At 72.3% G+C, this 18,486-nt stretch carries 15 protein-coding genes and 1 pseudogene; 13 read left to right on the top strand and 3 right to left on the bottom strand.

The window, feature by feature from the left end:
* Window positions 1-148: 148 nt before the first annotated feature.
* The 5 genes and pseudogenes from QIY60_RS27710 to QIY60_RS27690 form a co-directional block, all read left to right on the top strand.
* A pseudogene (locus tag QIY60_RS27710) lies at window positions 149-1,186 on the top strand (type III polyketide synthase); the annotation flags it as partial.
* Window positions 1,187-1,321: 135 nt separating this feature from the next.
* Window positions 1,322-2,518: a cytochrome P450 gene (locus tag QIY60_RS27705; RefSeq protein WP_283146102.1), complete on the top strand. Its 1,197-nt coding sequence runs from the start codon at window positions 1,322-1,324 to the stop codon at window positions 2,516-2,518.
* A 44-nt stretch (window positions 2,519-2,562) separates the two neighbouring features.
* Entirely contained in the window at window positions 2,563-3,147 is a 585-nt protein-coding gene (locus QIY60_RS27700; RefSeq protein ID WP_283146101.1) for a cupin domain-containing protein, read from the top strand.
* A complete protein-coding gene (locus QIY60_RS27695) occupies window positions 3,144-4,382 on the top strand; it encodes a cytochrome P450 (RefSeq protein WP_283144894.1) in 1,239 nt (412 codons plus the stop codon). The genes QIY60_RS27700 and QIY60_RS27695 overlap by 4 nt, the downstream gene beginning before the upstream one ends.
* A gap of 25 nt (window positions 4,383-4,407) precedes the next feature.
* The gene (locus tag QIY60_RS27690) at window positions 4,408-5,046 is read left to right on the top strand and encodes a maleylpyruvate isomerase N-terminal domain-containing protein (protein WP_283144893.1); all 639 of its coding nucleotides are present in this window, start codon (window positions 4,408-4,410) and stop codon (window positions 5,044-5,046) included.
* A 4-nt stretch (window positions 5,047-5,050) separates the two neighbouring features.
* Here QIY60_RS27690 and QIY60_RS27685 read toward each other — a convergent pair whose 3' ends face one another.
* Window positions 5,051-5,338, bottom strand: a complete 288-nt coding sequence (locus QIY60_RS27685) for a trypsin-like serine protease (RefSeq protein WP_283146100.1) — start codon at window positions 5,336-5,338, stop codon at window positions 5,051-5,053.
* Window positions 5,339-5,482: 144 nt separating this feature from the next.
* Between QIY60_RS27685 and QIY60_RS27680 the strand changes: the two genes are divergently transcribed.
* The 6 genes from QIY60_RS27680 (at window position 5,483) to QIY60_RS27655 (ending at window position 10,869) form a co-directional block, all read left to right on the top strand.
* The gene (locus QIY60_RS27680) at window positions 5,483-6,127 is read left to right on the top strand and encodes a hypothetical protein (protein ID WP_283144892.1); all 645 of its coding nucleotides are present in this window, start codon (window positions 5,483-5,485) and stop codon (window positions 6,125-6,127) included.
* Window positions 6,128-6,201: 74 nt separating this feature from the next.
* Window positions 6,202-6,885 carry a hypothetical protein gene (locus QIY60_RS27675; protein WP_283144891.1) on the top strand — a complete coding sequence of 228 codons (684 nt, stop codon included), beginning with the start codon at window positions 6,202-6,204 and terminating at the stop codon, window positions 6,883-6,885.
* On the top strand, window positions 6,885-9,131 hold the full coding sequence (locus QIY60_RS27670; protein WP_283144890.1) for a tetratricopeptide repeat protein: 2,247 nt from the start codon (window positions 6,885-6,887) through the stop codon (window positions 9,129-9,131). Before QIY60_RS27675 ends, QIY60_RS27670 begins: the two co-directional genes overlap by 1 nt.
* 103 nt (window positions 9,132-9,234) lie before the next feature.
* A complete protein-coding gene (locus tag QIY60_RS27665; RefSeq protein WP_283144889.1) occupies window positions 9,235-9,537 on the top strand; it encodes a hypothetical protein in 303 nt (100 codons plus the stop codon).
* A 144-nt stretch (window positions 9,538-9,681) separates the two neighbouring features.
* Window positions 9,682-10,179 (top strand): peptidylprolyl isomerase, encoded by a 498-nt coding sequence (locus QIY60_RS27660; RefSeq protein WP_283144888.1) that lies wholly within the window; start codon window positions 9,682-9,684, stop codon window positions 10,177-10,179.
* A 141-nt stretch (window positions 10,180-10,320) separates the two neighbouring features.
* On the top strand, window positions 10,321-10,869 hold the full coding sequence (locus QIY60_RS27655; RefSeq protein ID WP_283144887.1) for a DUF2165 domain-containing protein: 549 nt from the start codon (window positions 10,321-10,323) through the stop codon (window positions 10,867-10,869).
* 12 nt (window positions 10,870-10,881) lie between these two features.
* On the opposite strand, the gene QIY60_RS27650 is transcribed toward QIY60_RS27655, so the two are convergent.
* Complete coding sequence (locus QIY60_RS27650; RefSeq protein WP_283144886.1) at window positions 10,882-12,414, bottom strand: SDR family oxidoreductase; 1,533 nt, start codon at window positions 12,412-12,414, stop codon at window positions 10,882-10,884.
* Between the two features lie 141 nt (window positions 12,415-12,555).
* On the opposite strand from QIY60_RS27650, the gene QIY60_RS27645 reads away from it, so the two are divergent.
* Window positions 12,556-12,909, top strand: coding sequence for a nuclear transport factor 2 family protein (locus QIY60_RS27645; protein WP_283144885.1), 354 nt, complete (start codon window positions 12,556-12,558; stop codon window positions 12,907-12,909).
* Here QIY60_RS27645 and QIY60_RS27640 read toward each other — a convergent pair.
* Complete coding sequence (locus tag QIY60_RS27640; protein ID WP_283146099.1) at window positions 12,857-15,739, bottom strand: NACHT domain-containing protein; 2,883 nt, start codon at window positions 15,737-15,739, stop codon at window positions 12,857-12,859. The two genes, QIY60_RS27645 and QIY60_RS27640, sit on opposite strands and share 53 nt — an antisense overlap.
* 217 nt (window positions 15,740-15,956) lie before the next feature.
* Here QIY60_RS27640 and QIY60_RS27635 point away from each other — a divergent pair, with 217 nt between their 5' ends.
* Window positions 15,957-17,630 carry a recombinase family protein gene (locus tag QIY60_RS27635; RefSeq protein WP_349253954.1) on the top strand — a complete coding sequence of 558 codons (1,674 nt, stop codon included), beginning with the start codon at window positions 15,957-15,959 and terminating at the stop codon, window positions 17,628-17,630.
* The last annotated feature ends 856 nt before the right edge of the window (window positions 17,631-18,486 follow it).

The raw sequence follows: 18,486 nt of genomic DNA, 5'->3' as shown, positions 1-18,486 counted from the left end.
CCACTCGAATGACACTTTTGTGTACTTTCAGATGAATCCCAGAGATCTGCCCCGATGGACCTGGAATGATCCACCACGGCTGTCCGGCAGCCCGCCCGTCCCCCGTCACGGGACCGGGCGCCGTCCACCTCCTCAGGAGGTTCCGCCCATGGCCGTCCTGTGCCGACCTGCCGTCGCCGTGCCCGAGCACGTGATCACCTCGCAGCAGACGCTCGACCTGGTACGCGACGTTCACGCCGACCATCCCCAGCTCGCGCTCGCGCTACGCCTGATCGAGAACACCGGGGTGGCCAAACGGCACATCGTCCAGCCCCTTGAGGACACGCTGCGGCACCCGGGCTTCGAGGTGCGGAACAAGCTGTACGAGGCGGAGGCCAAGGCACGGGTGCCGCGGGTGGTGCGGCAGGCGCTGGAGACCGCCGAGCTGTCGCCGCGTGACATCGATCTGATCGTCTATGTGTCGTGCACGGGGTTCATGATGCCGTCCCTGACGGCCTGGTTGATCAACAGCATGGGTTTTCGGCCAGAGACCCGCCAGGTCCCGATCGCCCAGCTCGGCTGCGCGGCGGGCGGTAGCGCGATCAACCGCGCGCACGACTTCTGCACCGCCTATCCCGGGGCCAACGCACTGATCGTGGCCTGCGAGTTCTGCTCGCTGAGCTATCAGCCGACCGACCTGGGCGTCGGCACCCTGCTGTCCAACGGGCTGTTCGGCGACGCCGTGGCCGCGGCCGTCGTCCGGGGCTCGGGCGGCACCGGGATCCGGCTGGAGCGCAACGGCTCGTACCTCGTACCGCAGACCGAGGACTGGATCGCGTACGCCGTGCGCGAGACCGGATTCCACTTCCTGCTCGACAAGCGGGTCCCGGGCACGATGGAGGCGCTGGCCCCCGTCCTCGGCCGGCTCGCCGACCAGCACGGCTGGAACGCCTCCACCCTGGACTTCTACATCGTCCACGCGGGCGGACCGCGCATCCTGGACGACCTCTGCAAGTACCTCGGTGTGCCGCCGGAGGCGTTCCGGTTCAGCCGCGCCACGCTCACCGAGTACGGGAACATCGCCAGCGCCGTCGTCCTCGACGCGCTCGGGCGGCTGTTCGACGAAGGCGGTGTGGAGCACCGGGCGAAGGGCCTGATCGCCGGGTTCGGCCCGGGCATCACCGCCGAGGTGGCGCTCGGGCACTGGACCGTCCCGGCCGTACCGCGGAAGACGGCCGTGCCGAAGAAGGCCGCCGTGCCCAAGGAAGCAGTACCCAAGGCGGCCGTCGTGCCGGACGCGGCCGCCTGCCCCCGTACCCCCCAGACAGGAGGCGAGAACGCCATGGCCGAACCGCAGATCCACTTCTGGGCGCCGCCGGACCTGCCCGGCCTCGCCTTCGACCCGCTGCTCGCGCGGCTGCTGCACGAGGAGCCGGTCGCCCGGGTGAAGCTGCCCAACGGCGAGGGCCACGCCTGGCTGGCGACCCGCTACGACGACGTGCGGTTCGTCTCCGTCGACCCCCGTTTCAGCCGTCAGGCCGTGATGGGGCGCCAGGTCACCAGGCTGGCCCCGCACTTCATCCCGATGGACGGGGCCGTCGGCTTCGCGGACCCGCCGGACCACACCCGGATGCGGCGCGTGGTCGCCAGCGCCTTCACCGCCCGGTCGATGCGCAGGCTCCACGAACACGCCCAGCGGGTGGTGGACCGCCTCCTCGACCGGATGGAGAGCCGGGGCGGGCCGCTCGACCTCATGGCCCACCTCAACCGGCCCTTCCCGCTCGCCATGGTGTGCGCGCTGATGGGGGTGCCGGACGAGGACCAGTCCAGGATGGCGCACTGGTCGGACACCATCATCTCCGCCGCGCGCGGCCGCGAGGCCAGCGAGCAGGCCAAGGCGGAGATGGCCGAATACTTCCGCGACCTCATCGAGCGGCGCAGGGCGGAGCCCGAGGAGGACCTGGCGGGCGTGCTCGCGGGCGCCCTGGAGAACGAGGTGCTCGACCAGGACGAGGCCGTCGGGCTCGCCGTGCTGATCCAGATCGGCGGTGCGCACGCGGTGCGCAACAACAGCGCGAACATGGTGTACGCGCTGCTCACCCGGCCCGGCCACCTGGCCCGGCTGCGCGCCGAGCCGGAGCTCGTCCCGCAGGCCGTGGAGGAGCTGCTGCGCTACATCCCGCACCGCAACGCCGTGGGCCTGTCGCGGATCGCCCTGGAGGACGTCGAAGTGGGCGGGGTGCTGATCCCCGCGGGCGACCCCGTCTACGTCTCGTACCTGACGGCCAACCGCGACCCGGAGGTCTTCGCGGATCCGGAGCAGCTCGACTTCGACCGGACCCACAACCCGCACGTCGCCTTCGGGCACGGCCCGCACTACTGCCCCGGCGCCACGCTGGCCCGGATGGAGTCCGAGATCCTGCTGCGCTCGCTGTGGGACCGCTTCCCGGGCCTGAAGCTCGCCGTGCCGGACGAGGAGCTGGTGTGGGAGCGCGGGGCGCTGATCCGCGGGCCCAGGGAACTGCCTGTGCAGTGGTGACGGGACGTCAGGACCCGTACCGCGAGGAGAGAGAGGACAGAGCCGTGGACGACCTCGACCCGTACACCCGCCCGACCGACGGTCTGGTGATCCCGCCCGGCGGCGGCCGGACCGTGAAGACCGCCGCCCAGCAGGTGACCTTCAAGGTCACCGGCGCGCACTCGACCGTCGCCTCCACCTTCGAGGTGGTGGTGCCGCCCGGCTTCGACGTCGGCGCGCACGCCCACAGCCGCAGCGAGGAGCTGTTCTACCTCCTGGAGGGCGAACTGGACGTGATGGCCTTCGAGCCGAAGGTCCGCACCCTCGACGACTGGCGGGAGTGGGAGTCGCCCTCCGGCCGGCGCCACATCCGGGCGACGGCGGGGACGATGATCCTGGTGCCGCCCGGCTGCCCGCACGCCTTCGCGAACCCGACCGGCCGCCCCGCCCGGATGCTGTTCCAGGCCGCCCCTCCGCCGGACCACGAACGGTACTTCGAGGAGCTGCTGGAACTGCTCGACAGCGGGGGCGGGATCGACCCGGCGGCCGTGCAGGAGCTGCGCGTCCGGTACGACATCGAGCAGCTCACCCCGCTGCGGCACTCGCCTCCCGTACCGGCCCCGACGGCGGACGCGCGGGTCACGTCATGAGCGAGGACGTACGCATCGACGAGCTGCGCCGACGCACCTCCGGCGAGGCCACCGAGCACTTCTGGCCGGTGGAGCACCTGGACGCGCTGGAGTTCGACCCGCTGCTGCACCGGCTGCTGCGCGAGGAGCCGGTCGCGCTGGTGCGGATGCGGTTCGGGGACGGCCACGCCTGGCTGGTGACCCGGTACCAGGACATCAAGGACGTCACCTCGGACCCGCGGTTCAGCCGGGCGCTGACCGTCGACCGGCCGGTCACCAGCATGACCCCGCACGTCGTGGCCCCCGCCGGAGGCATCGGCCGCACCGACCCGCCCGACCACACCCGGCTTCGGCGGCTGCTCGCGCAGACCTTCAACCGCAAGCGGGTCGCGCTGCTCAAGGTGGAGGCGGAGGCGATCGCGGAGCGGCTGGTCGGGGAGATGCTGGCGCAGGGGCCGCCCGCCGACCTCACCGAGTACGTGACCGGTCCGATGCCGGAGCAGGTGATCGGGAAGCTGCTCGGGGTGCCGGAGTCCGACCTCGGCCGGCTCCAGGCCTGGCGGGGCGTCATCCTCTCCAGCGACCACTCCCTGGAGGAGAGCAACGCGGTCAAGGCCGAGATCGCCGGGTACTTCAGGGCGCTCGCGGACCACCGCCTCACCGACCCGGGCGACGATCTGTTCAGCGAGCTGTCCCTGGCGCAGGCCGAGGGCGCGCTCAGCCGCCCCGAGCTGATCTCGCTGGCCGTGATGATCGTCCTCAACGCCCTCGACCAGGTTCGCAACCAGTGCTCCACGATGGTGTACACGCTGCTCACGCACCCCGAGCAGCTGGCGCGGCTGCGGGCGGACCCGGAGCTGCTGCCCACCGCCATCGAGGAGTTGCTGCGGTTCATCCCGCAGCGCAACGGCGTGGGGCTGCCCCGGATCGCCACCGAGGACGTCGAGGTGGGCGATGTGCTCATCCGTGCCGGGGAGGCCGTGTACGTCTCGTATCTGGCCGCCAACCGCGACCCGGAGGTCTTCACCGAGCCGGACCGCTTCGAGCTGACCCGCGACGAGTCCCCCAACCTCGCCTTCGGGCACGGCGCGCACTACTGCCTCGGGGCGGCGGTGACCCGGATGGAGTCGGAGGTGATCCTGTCCACGCTGCTGCGCATGGCCCCGGACCTGCGGCTCGCGATCGCGCCGGAGCAGGTGCGGTGGCGCCGGGGCTCGATCAACCGGGGCCCGGAGACGCTGCCGCTTGCCTGGTGAGGACCGGGGGCGGGATCGTACGGGGATGACGTCCCTGCGGCACGACTTCCTCGCCCTGGCGGGCTCGGTCCCGGACCTGCTGCGCGACCCGGCGGTCGCCGCCGCGTGGCCGGGGCCGAGCGCGCTCGCGGAGTTCACCGTGGGCGGTCTGGCGGGCCATCTCGCCTACCAGGTCCTGTCGATCCCGCCCGCGCTGGCCGAACCCGTACCGCCCGAGCCCACGGTCTCGCTGCTCGGGCACTACGAGCGGGTGGAGTGGATCGGGGCGGGGCTCGACGACGAGATCAGCGTACGGATCCGGCGGGGCGGCGAGAACGCGGCCGCCGACGGGGCAGAGGCGCTGGCCGACCAGGTGGAGGCGGCCGTCACCGAACTCACCGGCACGCTGGCCCCGGCGGAGAACCGGCCGGTCCGCATTCCGCTCTGGGGCCCGTGGTCGCTGCTGCTCGACGACTTCCTGACCACCCGGATGATGGAGATCGCGGTGCACGGCGACGACTTGGCGGTCAGCGCGGGCATCGCCCCGCCGCAGCTCGCGCCGGGCGCCGTCGAGACCGTCGTCGATCTGCTCTCGCGCCTGGCCGTGCGCCGCCACGGCCCCACGGCGGTGCTCCGGGCGCTGAGCCGCGCGGAGCGGGCGCCCCGCACGATCGCCGCGTTCTGAGGCCCTACAGTCCGAGCTCCGGGGCCAGCGCGCTGACCTTGGTGAACACGGAGACCGGGTGCTGGGTGTCGCAGTACTTGTTGCCGGTCGAGACGATGTCGATCAGCGGGCCGCCCGAGTCCCCCGCGCAGACGCTGTCGGTGGTACCGGTGCGCGGCAGACCGCAGACCCGGAGGTCGCGCGTGTCGCCGGGTTCGGTGAACGGGGCGCAGGAGTCCTGCGGGACGAGCGTGAGGACGGCCTGCTTGAGCTTGGCGACGAGTGCGCCGGGGCCGGTCATGCCCCACCCCACTCTGGGTTGACGCCCCTGAGGCACCACCCGGCACACGTTCTTCACCGGCTCGGTCCCCCTTCGTCCCGGTTCGGTGACCGCACCCCCCGCACCCGGTGCGTGGCGGTACGGTCACTGTGCGTACCAGACCTCCGGGGGGAATCCATGCGCAAGACCCTGCTCGCCGCCGCCGCTTCCGCCGTCGCCTGCCTCGCCCTGACGGCCTGCCAGAACGGCTCCGGCGCCAAGTCGCCGTCCGGCCAGGCCCCCACCACCCAGGCGCCCAGCACCCCGCCCACCGATGCACCCGGCGCCGGTACCGACCCCTCGCCCGGCGCGGTCGCGCAGGCACTCGGCGAGCCGTCGCGGACCGTGGGTGCCGACACCGTGGGCATCCTGGAGATCACACCGATGACCGTCGTGTACCTCAAGGACGCGGGCGGGCAGACCTCGAAGTACGGCACGTTCGCCGTCGTGACCATGGACGAGAAGTCGCTCAGCGCCAACCCGGCCGCCGAGACCGCGCTCGCCGAGGGCGGCGGCTGGCACTGGATCGCCCCGAACGGCACGCTGATCGCGGAGGGCGCGGGCAACGCCGCCCGGGTCGCCCTCGGCAGGTACCGGCACTCCGGCGCCATCGAGCCCGACGCCCACCAGCTGCGCGCCAAGGTCTTCGACCTCACCCCCGCCCAGGCCAGGGGCGGCAAGCTGATCTACACCGACGGAACGGACTCCTCCGACCGCTGGAGCATTCCCGCCAAGGACTCCGGCCCCCAAGTCGCGGACGTCGAGGCCGAGTTGAATCACTGAGTGTCTGGCAAGGTGTCCGTTCCACGGATACCTTGTGCGGGCGGGTCCACAGGGACTGTCCGGGACGGGGTGCTATGGCGAGACGTGGGGTGCGCGGTCGTGCCTGGCTGACCGGTGGCGCGGGGGTGGCCGCGGTGGGCGCGGTCCTGCCCTGGGTCCCGGGCGGAGTCCTGTCGTGGTCCGGCGGAGTGGCGGCCGCGGCCGCCGCCGCGTATCTGAGCCAGGACCTGCCCCGGCAGTTCAGCGACCGTCTTGCGCGACGCAGGGCACAGCAGGACTCCGGCACCACGGTCCCGGTCCTCGTCTCGACGCGGATCAGGAACCAGGACCACGTGGTCCTCGACGACGGCGGCCGGGTCGTCGAGATCCCGGCCAGCGGGCACACGGTCCGGCTGGTCGCCACCGGGGCCGGGCCCCTGCCCGTGGTGCTGACCGACCTGCGCGTCGAGGTGCTCGCGCGGACGGACCGCTCCGGCGACCTCTCCCGGCACGCGGCGGAGGTCCCCGTGCGGCGGTTCGAGGTCCTGCTCGACGCCGAGCCGCCGCGCGTACGCCCGCTCGCCACCAGCGACTTCCCGTACCAAGTGGGCCAGGACGAGGTGGAGGTGCTGGACCTGGAGGTCAGGACCGAGGCCGGGGACGTCCAGTGGGTGCTGTGGCTCGACTGGTCCTGCGGGGGACGGACCGGGAGCGTCCGGGTGGACCTCGACGGCCGCCCGTTCCGGACCGCCGCCCGACACGCCCGTCCGGCCGTCTGATGGCGTCGGCACCCGCGCCGCGCGGCGCGGCCCTCGCCACCCTCCTCCCGCTCGTCCTGGGCGGCGCGGTGCTGCTCGCGAGCGGCACCCGCGCCTGGCCCGCGTGGGCGGCCGTCGTCGCGGTGTCCGTCGTGTCGGGCGCGGTGGCCCTGCGGCGGGCCGCTCCCCCGAAGCCCCACTCCGCGCCCGCCCGTTCCGCCCCCGACGAGGGCGGCTCGGCGATGTACGCGATGCAGCGGCCCGTCCGGGGGGTGCCCACGAACGGGCTTCCCGACGACGTGCCGTACACCCTGAAGGTGACGACGCGCAGCCACCTCGCGGTGATCGGACCGCCCGGTTCGGGGACCGGCTCCGAGGCCGTGCACATCCCGCTCACCGGCCACAACCTGGTGTTCTCGCTGACCGCCGACGGCCCGTACGAGGTCACCCTCGTACGGCTGGAGGCACGGGCCACCCGGCACGCCTCGCTCGTCGCGGACGGCATCAGCATGGCCCACCGCCGGGTGCCGGACATGGTCTACAGCCCCGACCTGCTGGAGTCGATCCAGCGGTCGGTGGAGGCGTTCGAGCCGCTGAAGCGGCCGGACTTCGAGGTGCGGCTCGACGACGGCCCGGCGACCGTGCGCCCCGTCGGCGAGGACGCGCCGCCGCTCCCCCTGACCGTCCCTGGAGGCGAGAGCGCCACCCTGGTCCTGACCCCCGTCACCGGGTCCGGCGCCTGGGTGCACTGGCGGCTGGAGGCCGAGATCGAGTGCGAGGGCCGTACGCACACCCCGAGTTGGGACCTGACCGTCACCGCCACGACCGGCATGGTGGTCCACCACCCGGGCGGCGGCCGTACCAGCACACCCGTGCACGAGCTCTACCCGGACCACTGGGACCCGTCCGCCCCGGCCCCCGAGCCCGGGCAGGACACCGCGAACGAGCGATTCGAGGTCGCGGCCCACATCTCGGCCGACGGCACCGGCGTCCTGCGCGGCCCCTCCCGCCCCGACCCCGATCCGGAGCCCCCCGAGGGCCTGCGGCTGCGCGAGGCGGGCGACCGGCACCTGGCGGCGGGCCGGGTGCGCGAGGCGGCGGACGCCTACCGGGCGGCGGCCGAGGCGGGCAGCGGCCACGGCGCCTTCGCGCTCGGCAAGTTGCTGCACGAGCAGGGCGACCTCGTGGGCGCGGAGCGGTGGTACGAACGCGCGGCCGAGCGCCGGATCACGGCGGTCTTCAACAACCTGGGCATGGCGGCGCTCCAGCGCGGCGACACGGACCGGGCCGAGCGGTGGTACCGGCGGGCCATGGACGAGGGCGACTGGACGGCGGTCGACGGGCTCGGGGCGCTCATGGCCGGACGGGGCGACGACGCCCAGGCGGAGACGCTGTGGAAGCTCGCCGCCGACAACGGGCAGCCCAACGCGGCACAGAACCTGGCGGTCCTGCTCAACCGGCAGGGGCGCACCGCCGAGGCCGAGGCGCTGTGGGTCCGCGCGGCCGAGGCGGGCAACGCGGGGGCCGCCGTCCACCTCGGCTTCCTGCGGCACGAGGCCGGGGACCTGAAGGAGGCCGAGCGCTGGTGGCGCGAGTCCGCCGAGCGGGGCAACAGCCAGGGCGCCTACTACTTCGGCGTGTTCCTGGCCCGAGCCGGCCGCACCGACGAGGCCGAGCGCTGGTGGCGGCAGGCCGCCGGACGGCTCGGTGACCCGGAGAACTTCACCGGCTCCCACATGCCCACGGAGCGCGGGTTCGGCTACGCGCTCGTCCAGGCCGCCGCCTCGGGCGAGGCGCTCTCCGCGTACGAACTGGCCTGCCTCCTGGACGACAAGGGCGACCGGGCCGGGGCCGAACGCTGGTGGACCGCCGCCGCCCGGGCCGGTCACATCGAGGCGGTGCTGCGGGTCGCGCAGGTGGCCATGAACGACCACGACGACCTCGACGGCTGTCTGCGCTGGCTGCGGATCGCCGTCGAGGACAAGCGGACCCCACTGGAGCGGCTGGCCACGGCGGCCGGCGCGCTGCACCGCCTCACGGGCGGGCTCTACGACGGAACGCGCCCCGACAACCCGGACGCGCTCGCGGCCTGCGCGCTGGCGGTCGACGCGTACGAGCGGCTGCACGGCCAGGACGCGACGGCGTACGAGCAGCCGTACGGCCAGGTGCTCGACTCCTACGCCCGGCTCAGCCGGGAGGCGGGAGACCTCGGGGCGGCCGATGCGGCCGACCGGCGGCTCAGCGCGCTCGGGCTGCGGCCCGGCTGACCACCGCGGCTCAATCCAACCGCGTACTCGGTGAGTTGACTTGTCTGTCCGGCTTGCCGGTAACGGCCCTATCGTTCCGCTGTGCACCGGCGAGGAGGGGCGTGTGGACAAGGACGAGGAGCGGCGGTTGAGGGCCATCGCGCCGGAGATCACCCGGGTCACGATCGACCTGCTGAGGACGGTCGTCGGCCTCGAACCCGCGGAGCGGGTCCCCGAGGAGGCGCTGCGGGTGGCCGACGAGGTGCTGGCGAAGCACGGCTCCGACGGGCTGCGGGTGCTCGTCATGTGCATGGCCGGGTGGACGGCGGTCGGGATCGAGTCGAACGCGCATCTGACCGGCAAGACGCATGAGGCGTACCTCGACGAGATGGAGCTCACCTGCTGGGAGGCCAACCCCGACGGCTGACGCGGACGGCCGCCGCGGGGCCGCCGATCCGACCCCGGCGCCACCGCTGACCTGGGCGGCAGAGCACGCCCGAATCAGCGACGCGAACCCCCGCAAGGGGTGCCCGGAGAGCAGGTTTGCCGGACGGGATGTCAGGATGGGGGCATGACGACCAAGGTCTACTTCGACATCACCATCAACGACGAGCCCGCCGGGCGGATCAACTTCAACCTGTTCGACGACGTGGTTCCCAAGACGGCGGAGAACTTCCGCGCGCTCGCCACGGGCGAGAAGGGCTTCGGCTACGCCGGCTCCTCCTTCCACCGCGTGATCCCCGAGTTCATGCTCCAGGGCGGCGACTTCACCCGGGGCAACGGCACCGGCGGCAAGAGCATCTACGGCGAGAAGTTCGCCGACGAGAACTTCAAGCTCAAGCACGACCGGCCGGGCCTGCTGTCCATGGCCAACGCCGGCCCGAACAGCAACGGCTCGCAGTTCTTCATCACCACCATCGTCACCGGCTGGCTGGACGGCAAGCACGTCGTCTTCGGCGAGGTCGCGGACGAGGACAGCATGAAGCTCGTGAAGAAGATCGAGAGCCTCGGCTCGCAGAGCGGCAAGACCGCGGCGAAGGTCACCATCGCCGAGTCCGGCCAGCTCTGACGGTCTGCTTCCGTCCGCTGTCCGCCGACGGCGGCCCGAGGGGCACACGCCTGCGTGAGCCCCTCGGCGCGGCGGTTTGTGCCCGGGGTTCGTCTCCGGGCAGGCCGGTTTCAGCGGCCACCTCGCCGGGGAGATTGCGGCATGATCCCAAAGCCCCGGTCCAGATCCTCGTTCCTTCGACGGGCGGGCGCGCTCCCCGCGCTGCCCCTCGCCGCCGCCCTGCTCACCTCAACCGTCGCGCTCTACATCGCACTTGTGGCGTTCGGGAACATCACCGACTTCGACACCAACCGCGCCTTCGTCCACCATGTCCTGGCCATGGACACGACGTTCAAGGACCCGGACCTCATGTGGCGGGCCGTCGGGTCGACGACGCTCCAGGACATCGCGTACGTACTGATCATCACCTGGGAGACGGTCGCCGCGCTGGTGCTCGTGGCGGCGGGCGTGGTGTGGGCGCGGGCGCTGCGCGGCGGCGGTGGCTTCGCCCGGGCGCGGCGGCTGAGCACGGTGGGGCTGCTGATGGTGATGCTGCTCTTCGGCGCCGGGTTCATCGCCATCGGGGGCGAGTGGTTCGCGATGTGGCAGTCCAAGGCGTGGAACGGCCTGGACGCGGCGACGCGCGACTTCATGCTGGCCGCGTTCACCCTGCTCGTCGTCCACCTTCCCGGTGTCGAGGAGCGCGTCTGACCCGGTAGGGCGTCAGCCCGCCGCACCCTCCTCCACCCGCGCCGCCGCCCGCGTGATGTTCCGCGCCATGCCCCCGAACACCACGGCGTGGAACGGCGACACGCTCCACCAGTACGCGTGCCCGAGCAGCCCGTGCGGATGGAACAGGGCGCGCTGGCGGTAGCGGGTGCGGCCGTCGGGCTCGCGCTCCGCGTACATCTCCAGCCAGGCGAGCCCCGGCAGCCGCATCTCGGCGCGCAGGCGCAGCAGGTGCGGCCGGGTGATCTCCTCCACGCGCCAGAAGTCCAGCGAGTCCCCCACCCTCAGCCGTGCGGCGTCACGGCGGCCCCGGTGCAGGCCCACTCCCCCGGTCAGCCGGTCCAGCCAGCCGCGCACGGCCCAGGCGAGCGGGAAGGAGTACCAGCCGTTCTCCCCGCCGATGCCCTCGATGACCTGCCACAGCGCCTCCGGCGACGCCTCCACGACGCGCTCGCGGCGGTCGGTGTAGAGGCTGCCGCCCGCCCAGTCGGGGTCGGTGGGCAGCGGGTCGCTGGGGGCGCCGGGGAGCGCGGCCGAGGACCAGCGGGTGGCCACGTTGGCCTCCTTGATCCGGCGCAGGGCGAGCTCGATGGCCTCGTCGAAGCCGATCGGGGTGCCGGGCGGGTCGGGCACGTACCGCGCGATGTCGTGCTCGTGGCAGACCACCTCGTGGCGCAGCGACTCGGCGAGCGGCCGCGCCAGCGCCCTGGGGACCGGTGTGACCAGGCCGATCCAGTGGCTCGACGGCCGCGGCGGCAGCATCGGCACCTTCAGGATCAGCCGGTGCGGCAGCCCCGCCACGGCCGCGTACCGGCGCATCATCTGCTCGTACGTGAACGCCTCGGGGCCGCCGATGTCGAAGGCCCGGTTGACGTCGGCGGGCATCCGGGCGCTGCCGACGAGATAGCGCAGCACGTCCCGTACGGCGATCGGCTGGATCCGGTTGCCCAGCCAGCTCGGGGTGATCATCACCGGGAGCCGCTCGGTCAGATGGCGCAGTATTTCGAACGAGGCCGATCCGGAGCCGATGATGACGGCGGCGCGCAGCACGGTCGTCGGCACGGCCGAGCCGAGGAGGATCCCGCCGACCTCGGCGCGCGAGCGCAGGTGCGGCGACAGGTCCTCTTCCGGCACGTCCACGGGTGTGAGGCCGCCGAGGTAGACGATCCGGCGGACCCCGGCCGCCGCGGCCTGCTCGGCGAAGATCCGGGCGGCCGAGCGGTCGGTCTCCTCGAAGCCCGGCCCGGCGCCGAGCGAGTGCACCAGGTAGTACGCCACGTCCACGCCCCGCAGCGCCGCCCCGACCGACTCCGCGTCCGTCACGTCGCCGCGCACGGTCTCCACGCGCCCGGCCCACGGGTGGTCGCGCAGCTTGCGCGGCGTACGGGCCAGACAGCGCACCCGGTAGCCCGCGTCGAGGAGCTCGGGCACCAGCCGGCCGCCGATGTAGCCGGTCGCGCCGGTCACCAGGACGAGTTCCGGGGTGCCGTCGCTCTTCATGCCCGCCTCCGCCGCTCGCCGTGCCATCGGGCAACGATCTCCCGCGGGCGCCGCTTCCGGGCGGCACGACACCACGGTTTGCCGTCCGCGTCCCGGCGGAGGACGCTCGAAGCGTAGGCCCCTCGCGGCCCACCAGGCGCGGGCCGCGACCTTCTGAAGGAGGTCAACATGGCCACCGCTTTCGACACCGAGACGCTGCGCCAGGGCATCGAGAGCCATGACGCGAAGACCCTGCTGTCGCTCTACGCGGAGGACGCGGAGATCCGTGTCGTCGACCGCAACACCCAGCCGAGCCACCCGATGGTCATGCACGGCCAGGACGAGATCTCCAAGATGCTCGACGACGTCTACAGCCGCGAGATGACGCACAAGCTGGAGCAGTGCGTGGTCCAGGGCGACCATGTCGCCTACACGGAGTCCTGCGAGTACCCCGACGGCGTACGGGTGCTTGCCAACTCGATGATGTCGCTCAAGAACGGGAAGATCGTCGAACAGACCTTGGTGCAGGCCTGGGACGAGTAGGGGAAGAGGACAGCCGCTCCTGCAGCAGGGCGTGCCGGAACTGGTACACCGCGCCCGCCTGCCGCAGCACGCCCAGGCGGTGGGCCTCGCCGAGGAACGCCATCAGCCGCCAGGGCAGGGCGCCGCGCCCGCACAGCCACAGCCGGGCCACGGCGAGGCGCCCCCACGCCGACATCGCCACCGTGACCACGCCGGTGGGGATCAGCGCGTACGCACCGATGCTCGCGGCGTCCGGCAGGCCGAGCAGGCGCGGCAGGGCGCTGCCCGCGAGGACCGCGGCCAGATAGATGCACAGCGCGCGGGCGAGGGCGGTGCCCCGGTCGGTTCCCAGGCTCGCCGAGGGGCTGAGGCTGCGGGTGACGTCGACGGGCGCCCCCAGCCAGCGGTGCAGCCCGGCCGCGATGCCGCCGACGAGCCCGAGGCCGAGGCCGCCCGCGAGCCCGAAGACCACCGCGGTGCGCAGGATCGCGCCCGGGCTCTGCCGGGTCACCCACTCGCCCTGGGGGCGGTCGAGGAGCGGTGACAGGTCGTACGAGCCGAGGTCGCGGCCGTCGGTGAGCCGGACGGTGAAGACCTCGCCGTCGGGCCGGTAGTCGTGCGCGGAGATCGCGAGCCGCTGGTCGATGGTGGTGCAGCGGGCCGGTGGGGCGCACAGGTCAAGGTCGCGTACGTCGGCGGGCAGCGCGAACTCGCGCGTACCGCCGTGCTCGATCAGCGTGCCGTGCACCGGTTCCGGCAGCACGACATAGGTGCGACCGTGCGTGCGCAGGCCGTAGCGGGTGCCGTCCGCCGCGTCGACGTAGCGCGAGCCGTCGGGCGTGTGCCGCACGGGACCGCTGACGGGGAAGTCGGCGCGCAGCGCGGCGCGCGCCGCCGCCGGGCCCCCTTCGGCCAGGGTGAAGACCGCCCCCAGACTCAGCCCCGCGAGCAGGCCGACGGCGAGGCCGTGGGCCATCGCCCGGCCCAGGCGGCGCGCCCGGCCCGCGGGGTCGCGCCGCTCACCCTTGGCCACCACGCCCGACTCGCCGCGCACGAAGTATGCCGTCAGGGCGCCCGCGACCACCGCCCCGAGCGCGGCGAGCAGCGGTGAGTCCGGCAGGAACCCGGCGCCGACGAGCAGCACCCCGGCGGCCGTGAGCAGCCCGGCGCCCGCCCTGCGCGACCAGCGCCTGCGCGGTCCGCGCCGGCGGCGGCCGAAGAAGGGCATCGTCGAGGGCAGCGGCGACGTCGGCATGCCGATCGCCGCGAGACCGGTGGCGATCACCAGGCCGTACAGCCCGCCCACGGCGAGCCAGCCGAGCGCGCGTGGCATGCCCGCGAACGGCACGGCGAAGTAGGGGTCCTGGCTGAGCGGCCGGGTGAGCCCGACGGCGAGGCTGAGCGGCAGCGCGTACAGCAGCGGCAGCAGGAACCGCCGTAACGGGTGGCTCTGCGCGGCGTACCCGGCGCAGACCCCGGCCACCGTGGCGGCGGTCACCGCGGGCAGCGCGGGGTCCTGGCCGAGCGCCCACAGCGGCAGGCACACGGCCTCCGCGAGCAGGCCGAGCAGCAGCAGCGGGCCGAGGCGCGGCAGCGGCCGGGGCAGTGCGGTGTGCAGCTCCCACCAGGCGAGGTCGCGGGTGTCGCGGTGTTCCAGATGGCGGGCGAGGAAGCGCAGCCAGTGCAGGGCGCGCCCGGTGTCCCAGCGCGCGGACCCGGCGAAGGCGGCGGGGACGAAGGCGTCGAGCAGGTACTCCTCCAGGGCCGTCGGGTCGGCGAACTCCGGGCGCCGCAGCAGTTCCTCGGGGTCGTTGCCGGACTCGCCGTAGACGGCCCTGGCCATAGCCACCATCAGGGGCGAGGCGAGCACCTGGCGCACCGGGTCCCCGGGCCGCGTCCGGGCGAGCACCGGGTCCCAGGCGGTGGTGCGCTCCCCCGCGGGGCCGCGCACGGGCCGCGCGGTGCGCCGCAGGAAGTCGGCGGCCTCCCCGAAGGCGAGCGGCTGGAGCTCGACGACCGCCGCCGCCGTGAACACGTCGCCGTCGGTGACGACTTGGGCGTACACCTGGCTGCGGCAGGTCAGCAGCAGTGGACTGCCGTCGTCCAGCGCGGAGTTGAGGCGGCGGACGGCCTCCGCGCGCAGGGGCGGGGCGAGTTCGTCGAGGCCGTCGAGCACGGGCAGGACCCGCCCGGCCTCCAGGAGCTCCGCCGCCAGCGGGGACCCCGACCGCTGGATGGAGCCCAGGGCGGGATATCCCTCCGCGAGCCGGGCCGAGAGCCAGGCGTACAGCTCCGTGCTGTCGGGCTGCCAGGTGGCGAGCGGAAAGATCACCGGCACCGGGTCGCCCGTGTCGCGGCGCTCCAGGAGGTCGAGGGCGAAGCGGACGGCGAGGACGGTCTTGCCGCTGCCGGGTGCGCCGAGCACCACGAGCCGCCGGGAGGGGACGCGGGCGAACACCCGGGCGATGTCGTCCAGCACGCCGTCGAACCGGGCGTCCGCGCCGCCCCCGATGTTCTCGGGCGCGTCCGCGAGCCAGGGGTCCGCCGTGGTCCAGCGCACCGGCAGCGGTCTGGGGTCCTGGAGCCTGCGCAGCCGCCACTCCGCCTGCCAGTGCAGCCGCACCGCCTCGGCCAGCGCGTCGGCGGCGTGCTCCAGGTGGTCGGCCGGGGAGCGCTCGCCGGGCCCGGTCCTGAGCGTGTTGGCGACCAGTCCCACCATGGAGACCAGGAAGCCGAGCACCGAGACGAGCGAACCGGTGCTGCTGAGGCTGCGCTCGCGCACCGCCACGGCGACGACCGCCCCGGTGGCCAGCACCGCCCCCACCCAGATCCCGCGCCGCCAGTACCGCATCACGCGCCGCCCCCCGTCAGGGTGACCCCGTTGGTGCGCGCCATTGTCCCAGCGGACGGCCGGGACGGAACCGGGCGCGGCGCTGTGAACGTGCGGCTATTGGACGCAGAACTCGTTGCCCTCCGGGTCTCCCGACACGCGTGTCTAGCGGTTCTGGAGATGCGCTCCGATGGCAACGTTTACGCAGGTCAACGCGGGGGACTTCACAAACTCGCTCGTGGACGATGTGAAGCCGTCCTATCCCGCCACCTTTGCGAGCGCTGATCAGCCGCGCGCGCTGTCCGCTGTTCGCCTGTCCGTCGAGACCGACGAGACCACCAGCCCCGGCCGCCAGCGCGACGCCAACGAGGGGGCCGCCGCATCCATCGGTGCCCGCATCGTCGGGGAGGCCGTAGACCTCGGAGTCAGCGCGTCCAAGACGACACCGTTCGAGCGGCCCGAACTGGGCGAGTGGCTGACCCGGCCGGACGAGTTCGACGTGATCCTGTTTTGGCGGCTGGACCGGGCCGTACGGTCCATGGCCGACATGTCCGCGCTGGTCGGCTGGGCGCGCAAGCACGGCAAGCGGCTGGTCTTCGCCGAGGGGCCGGGCGGCGCGCGTCTGGAGCTGGACATGACCAACGTCGTTGGCGAACTGATCGCCACCCTGTTGGCGTTCGCAGCGCAGATGGAGGCACAGAGCATCGCGGAACGCGTCCTCGGCGCGCAGGCCGCCATGCGCATGATGCCGCTCCGCTGGCGTGGCTCGCGCCCCACCTACGGGTACATACCCGCCCCGCTGGAAGGTGGGGGCTGGACCCTTGTACCTGACACAGAAGCTGTTGACGGCTGCGGCCCGGCCCCCGTCGCCGTGTTTGAACGGATCATCCGTGACCTGATGGGCGACCCGGCGCTCGGCGAGGACGGCAAGACCGTCAGTGCCATTGCGGCCGAGCTGAACGCCGAGGGCATCCCGTCGCCCCGTGACTACTGGTCGCTGCGCAAGGGCCGCACCACAGGCGGGAAGACGGGCGGCGCGAAGGGACAGAAGGCCGTCACGCGTGAGCGCTTCAAGTGGACTCCGAACATGATCACAAAGCTACTCCGCTCCCCGGCGCTGCTCGGCTGGAAGACCCACGACGGCAAGCCTGTCCGTGACAGCGAGGGTGCGCCGATCCTGTTCACCACCGATCCGATCCTGACCCGCGCCGAGTACGACGCGGTAGCCGCGCTGCTCGACTCTCGCGCCAAGGACAACAGCCGGGAGCGCAAGGACACGAACGCGCTACTGCTCGCTGTGATCCACTGCGCGAGCTGCAACGGGCGCATGTACCTCAACAAGCACACCAGTAAGGCGAATCAGGCCGCTACCTACAATTGCAACAGCCATGCGCGTGGGGATCTGTGCGCGGCTCCCGCAAACGTACGGGGTGACTGGGTGGACGACTACGTAACCCGCGAATTCCTGGCACTGGTCGGCGGGCTCAGCGTAACGCGCGTAATCGAAGTGCCCGGCTACGATCCGGCCCCCGAAATCGCGGCGACCCTTGCCGAGTTCAAAGAGCACCAGGAACAGCAGGGACGGCAGAAGTCGCGTAGCGCACGCGAGGAGTGGCAGCGTCGGGCGGATGCTCTTGACGCCCGGCTTGCTGTGCTTGAGGAGACGCCGAAGGTGGAGCCGCGCCGGGAGGTGGTCAGCACGGAGCGGACGTACGTCGACGAGTGGCGCGACGCCGATACGGCCGGGCGGCGCCGGATGCTCATGGACGCTGGGGCGCACCTGACCGTGAAGCGGGGGACGCGCGGCGGGTGGCGACGGCTGGACGAGTCACGAGTGGCGTTCACCGTGCGGGAGGACGAGCACGCCAACGGCGGCGACTATCTGAGTGCCGCATACGCAGACGCCGCGTAAGGGTCACCCGAGAGGCGTACAGCCCCTCTAGGTGCCAATTCCCCGGAGGGGCTGTTCTGTGTCCGTAGATAACCCCTCAGCGGCTCTTAACCCGCGCACCTCCTGAACAGCGAGAGGCGCTTAACCGGCGCACTCTCTGAATCTCGGACCGCCTCGCACTGCTGATCGGATACACCGAAAGGCTGCGCATACGCCCGCCCACCCCTTCCGAATAAACCCCCGTCATCTTTGGCGGGGGTTTTCTTCAGGCCACTTAAGCCGAATTACACGGACTAGCAACGCGTTTCGACGGAACGGGGCCGCCGACGAAGGGGAGTTCCGCCGAGATACGCGGACGTATCGCCGAGATACGCCGAACACCCAACCACCCAGACCGGAACTTTCACCGAGATAAGAGGACGTCGAAACATGCTTACACCCAATTTCACCGGACTACTTGAGACGCTGCGAAAAGCCGAGGACGCGCTACAGGAATGGGAGTTCACCGGGGAACAGGGAGCCCGCATCCGTGCCCGCGTCTACGTGAGGAGCGCTCGGACGATCACAGAAACGGCCCTAGGTGACCGGCGCTGCGAGGGGCCGGAGTGCGGAAGGCCCATTGAGTACAGCGGAGTTGGCCGCCCAGCACGGTACTGCGGGAAGTCCTGCCGGGACCGGGCCGCCTACCGAAAGAAGCGTCAGCGAGCACAGCGGGGAGAGGGCTAGGCTTTTCTCTCTTTGTGTTGAGTGTTGATTCCGAACAAGAAGTTAGGTCAGTATAAGAAAACCTATAGGTAGACCAGAAACGCTCTCAGGAACAGCACTCGGCACGCGCGCCCGGCACACCTCAACGTTGAGGCGTGGGTACAAATATTTG

It is taken from the genome of Streptomyces sp. BPTC-684, from assembly GCF_030028635.1.
GTDB classification, from domain to species: Bacteria; Actinomycetota; Actinomycetes; order Streptomycetales; family Streptomycetaceae; genus Streptomyces; species Streptomyces noboritoensis.
The sequence above is the reverse complement of the archived record's forward strand: the minus strand, read 5'-3'. Positions and strand labels throughout refer to the sequence as shown.

Bases quoted from the DNA above. Each gene is read 5' to 3' on its own strand.
- QIY60_RS27705 (WP_283146102.1), top strand. From the start codon at position 1,322: ATGGCCGAACCGCAGATCCACTTCTGGGCGCCGCCGGACCTGCCCGGC.
- QIY60_RS27695 (WP_283144894.1), top strand. From the start codon at position 3,144: ATGAGCGAGGACGTACGCATCGACGAGCTGCGCCGACGCACCTCCGGC.
- QIY60_RS27690 (WP_283144893.1), top strand. From the start codon at position 4,408: ATGACGTCCCTGCGGCACGACTTCCTCGCCCTGGCGGGCTCGGTCCCG.
- QIY60_RS27680 (WP_283144892.1), top strand. From the start codon at position 5,483: ATGCGCAAGACCCTGCTCGCCGCCGCCGCTTCCGCCGTCGCCTGCCTC.
- QIY60_RS27675 (WP_283144891.1), top strand. From the start codon at position 6,202: ATGGCGAGACGTGGGGTGCGCGGTCGTGCCTGGCTGACCGGTGGCGCG.
- QIY60_RS27670 (WP_283144890.1), top strand. From the start codon at position 6,885: ATGGCGTCGGCACCCGCGCCGCGCGGCGCGGCCCTCGCCACCCTCCTC.
- QIY60_RS27660 (WP_283144888.1), top strand. From the start codon at position 9,682: ATGACGACCAAGGTCTACTTCGACATCACCATCAACGACGAGCCCGCC.
- QIY60_RS27655 (WP_283144887.1), top strand. From the start codon at position 10,321: ATGATCCCAAAGCCCCGGTCCAGATCCTCGTTCCTTCGACGGGCGGGC.
- QIY60_RS27650 (WP_283144886.1), bottom strand. From the start codon at position 12,414: ATGGCACGGCGAGCGGCGGAGGCGGGCATGAAGAGCGACGGCACCCCG.
- QIY60_RS27645 (WP_283144885.1), top strand. From the start codon at position 12,556: ATGGCCACCGCTTTCGACACCGAGACGCTGCGCCAGGGCATCGAGAGC.
- QIY60_RS27640 (WP_283146099.1), bottom strand. From the start codon at position 15,739: ATGCGGTACTGGCGGCGCGGGATCTGGGTGGGGGCGGTGCTGGCCACC.